The sequence below is a fragment of the Micromonospora sp. NPDC002411 genome, from assembly GCF_053592955.1.
The window spans coordinates 1-3,005 of the sequence record NZ_JBSFBM010000532.1; the positions used below are offsets into that span (position 1 = coordinate 1).

The 3,005-nt window shown below is 72.4% G+C and carries 3 protein-coding genes, 1 pseudogene and 1 riboswitch; of the genes and pseudogenes, 3 read left to right on the forward strand and 1 reads right to left on the reverse strand.

The genetic code is table 11. The features are described from left to right. Positions 1–258, reverse strand: a 258-nt coding sequence (locus ACWCO3_RS33385) for an NAD(P)H-binding protein (RefSeq protein ID WP_450013928.1), incomplete at its 3' end; no start/stop codon positions are given. Positions 259–390: 132 nt separating this feature from the next. Between ACWCO3_RS33385 and ACWCO3_RS33390 the strand changes: the two genes are divergently transcribed. From ACWCO3_RS33390 to ACWCO3_RS33400, 3 genes and pseudogenes are all read left to right on the forward strand, one after another. Beyond that, a complete protein-coding gene (locus ACWCO3_RS33390) occupies positions 391–1,458 on the forward strand; it encodes a MerR family transcriptional regulator (protein WP_450013930.1) in 1,068 nt (355 codons plus the stop codon). An 81-nt stretch (positions 1,459–1,539) separates the two neighbouring features. Beyond that, positions 1,540–2,385 (forward strand): NAD-dependent protein deacetylase, encoded by an 846-nt coding sequence (locus ACWCO3_RS33395; protein ID WP_145781741.1) that lies wholly within the window; start codon positions 1,540–1,542, stop codon positions 2,383–2,385. An 82-nt stretch (positions 2,386–2,467) separates the two neighbouring features. Beyond that, positions 2,468–2,566: riboswitch (glycine riboswitch) on the forward strand. Positions 2,567–2,640: 74 nt separating this feature from the next. Further along, a pseudogene (locus ACWCO3_RS33400) lies at positions 2,641–3,005 on the forward strand (hypothetical protein); the annotation flags it as partial.

A 3,005-nucleotide genomic window follows, 5' to 3' on the forward strand; every position in this document is an offset into this window, starting at 1 on the left:
GTCCTTGCGGGCGGCGCCGCTGCCGGGGCCGGCGCCCGCCGCGAAGATCACCGCGTCGGCGTCGGTGAGGTGCGTGGCGAGTTCGGCGACAGTGGTGTGTTCCAGGTCGCAGACGACGGGTGTGGCGCCGGCGGCGCGTACCGTCTGGGCCTGCGCGGGGTTGCGGATCAGACCGACCGGTGTGTCGCCGCGTTCGGTGAGGCGGTGGTGCAGCAGTAGGGCGATCTTGCCGTGGCCTCCGGCGATGACGACGCGCATGCGCCCAACCTACCGGCGGTGTGGGAGCCCTCGCAGCGGACGAGCCCACCGGGTGGGCTTGACCTTGACCTGTGGGGAAGGCCCACCCTGGGGTGTGCCGGTCGCCGTGGCCGGCACGAGGAGGGTGTCGACGTGGGGCTCATGACCATCGGGGTGTTCGCGCAGGCGGCGGGGCTGACGCCGAAGGCGCTGCGCCTGTACGACCAGGTGGGGCTTGTGCCGCCGGCCGCCGTCGACGCGGAGTCCGGGTATCGGCTCTACGACCCGGCGCAGGTGCCGTCGGCCCGGTTGGTCGCCCAGCTGCGGGGCATCGGTATGCCGTTGGCGACGATCCGCGTCGTGTGTGGGTTGGATCCGGCGGCGGCGGCCGAGGCGGTCACCGCGTACTGGCGGCGGGTCACCGCCGACACGGCGGCCCGCGCGCGGCTCGCGACCATCCTCGTGGACCACCTGTCTGAAGGGGGCGCCACCATGTCCGACCCGGGTACGACCATCGCTGTCCGCTACGCCGCCCGTTGTGAGACGGGGTTGGTGCGAGACAGCAACGAGGACGCCGCGTACGCCAGCGACCGGTTGCTGGTGGTCGCCGACGGCATGCGGGGGCCCGGCGGTGCTGCCGCCAGCGCCGCCGTGATCGACGCTCTCACCCCGTTGGCGCTGGTGGACGCGCCGCCCGTCGACCTGTTGACGATGCTCGCCGCTGCGGTCGCGGACGCCGACCGGAGTGTGCGGGGGTTGGCGACCGACGACCACCAGCCGGGCACCACGGTGACCGCGGTGCTGCGCAGCGGTTCCCAACTGGCCCTCGCGCACGTCGGTGACACCCGGGCCTACCTGCTGCGCGATGGTGAGTTGTCGCTGCTCACGCAGGATCACACCTGGGTGCAGGCGCAGGTGGATCAGGGCAGGCTCGACCGTGACGAGGCCGCCGCGCATCCGCAGCGCGCGTTGTTGGTACGCGCCCTCGGTGCCGGGACGCAGGTCGAGGTGGACCTGGCGCTGCGGACCGCCCGGCCGGGTGACCGGTACCTGCTGTGCTCGGACGGGTTGTCCGCGGTCGTCGACCGGGCCGCGGTGTGGTCGACGGTGGCCGCGCCGACTCCTCCGGCGGAGACGGTACGGGCGTTGGTCGAGTTGGCGCTGGCGCAGGGGGCGCCGGACAACATCGCCTGTGTCGTCGCCGACGTCGTCGCGGTGTAGACGTCGCCCTCCGTCCGCCGCCGGGCCCGGCCGGTGCGGGGTTCGGCGGCGGGTGGCGGGTTGAGGCAGCATGGAGGGGTGATGGAGAGCCTCGACGCGTTGACCTCGCTGGTGGCCGGGGGTGGGGTGGTGGTGCTCAGCGGCGCCGGCCTGTCCACCGAGTCGGGCATCCCGGACTACCGGGGCCCGAGTGGGGTGGCGCGGCGGCACACGCCGATGACGTACCAGGCGTTCACCCGGGATCCGGTGGCCCGGCGGCGTTACTGGGCGCGCAGCCACCTGGGGTGGCGGTTGATCGCCGGTGCGGCGCCGAACGTCGGGCACCGGGCGGTGGCGGGGTTGCAGCGGGCCGGTCTGGTCGACGCGGTGATCACCCAGAACGTCGACGGTCTGCACGGTGCTGCCGGCAGCACGTCGGTGATCGAGTTGCACGGTCGCCTCGACGAGGTGACCTGCCTGGACTGCGGCAACCTGACCTCCCGGGAGGAGTTGGACCGGCGGTTGCGGGAGGCGAACCCGGACTTCGTGGCCCGGGTCGCCGCGGTGAACCCGGACGGTGATGTGGATCTCCCCGACGAGCAGGTGGAGGCGTTCCGGACGGTGGACTGCGGGATCTGCGGCACCGGCATGTTGAAGCCGGACGTGGTGTTCTTCGGCGAGACGGTGCCGGCGCAGCGGGTGGCGCGGTGCTTCGAGGCGGTGGAGCGGGCCCGGTCGTTGCTGGTGCTGGGGTCGTCGTTGACGGTGATGTCCGGGCGACGTTTCGTGATTCGGGCGGCGAAACAGGGCATCCCGGTGGCGATCGTGAACCAGGGGCCGACCCGTGGTGACGGGCACGCCAGCGTGTGCGTCGACGCGCCGTTGGGTGCGGTGTTGCCGGAGTTGACCGCGCGGGTGAGCGCCAGCGCGGCCACTGTCGGCGTGTGACCGGCGGCCAGGTGACCGGCGGCGGGCCGGGGGTAGGACATCTGGCGGTAACACCAACGCTGGTAGCGTTGTCGGTGCCGGTAACACCCACGTGGGAGAGACCGCCCGACAGCACGCAGGGCGGCGCCGAAGGGGCAAATCCTCCCCGGAACCTCTCAGGCAAAAGGACCTCGTGGGCAGGCACTGTGGAGCGCCGTACCTGGGTGTGACAGAGGGGGAGGCCGACACGTCGACCTCGCCCCGGGAGCGCCACCCATGACCGTAGAGCAGTTCGCCACCCGTCACATCGGTCCCGGCCCCGACGACGAGCGTCGGATGTTGGAGGTCGTCGGGCACGACTCGATCGACGAGCTGATGGACGCCGCGATCCCCGAGGTGATCCGCTGGCACGGCACCCTCGACCTGCCGGACCCGGCCACCGAGGCCGAGACGATCGCCGAGCTGCGGGCCCTGGCGGCCCGCAACACCGTGGCCGTCTCCATGATCGGCCTGGGCTACCACGGCACGCACACCCCGGCGGTGATCCGCCGCAACGTCCTCGAAGACCCGGCCTGGTACACGGCGTACACGCTGGATGGTCGTCGACGCCCGGCGGCAGAAGTTGTGCACCCGATTCTTCG

Coding starts and splice junctions, on each gene's coding strand:
- ACWCO3_RS33395 (WP_145781741.1), top strand. CDS start 1,540: ATGGAGAGCCTCGACGCGTTGACCTCGCTGGTGGCCGGGGGTGGGGTG.